Here is a 346-nt window from a genome sequence, read left to right on the forward strand (position 1 = left end):
TGGAGCAATTCGAGGCGGTCATTTCCGGTGATAAACCAACGATCATCAAGTTTTACACAACTTGGTGTCCGGACTGCGTGCGCCTCAATATGTTCATCGATGACATCGTTCGCGACTATAGACAATATGATTTGGGGCCAAATGGATCATTTTCGCCCCGGCGTCTTGATGCTGCCCTTTGCCGGCGATGGCGATCGACAGCGTCAAGCCGCGCGCCCCTTCGCCTTTTAAGATGACGGCCGGGTATTTCATCGTCAATTTCGAGCCGATGTTGCCGTCGATCCATTCCATCGTCGCATTTTCTTCGCAGACGGCGCGCTTCGTCACCAAGTTGAAGACGTTGTTT

General features: G+C 52.3%; 2 pseudogenes. One reads left to right on the forward strand and one right to left on the reverse strand.

The features are described 5' to 3' along the window. A pseudogene (locus BRO54_RS19005) lies at nucleotides 1-131 on the forward strand (thioredoxin family protein); the annotation flags it as partial. Here BRO54_RS19005 and BRO54_RS19010 read toward each other — a convergent pair. After that, nucleotides 130-346, reverse strand: a pseudogene (locus BRO54_RS19010) (SufD family Fe-S cluster assembly protein); the annotation flags it as partial. The pseudogenes BRO54_RS19005 and BRO54_RS19010 sit on opposite strands and share 2 nt — an antisense overlap.

It is taken from the genome of Geobacillus proteiniphilus (assembly GCF_001908025.1).
Lineage (GTDB): Bacteria > Bacillota > Bacilli > Bacillales > Anoxybacillaceae > Geobacillus > Geobacillus proteiniphilus.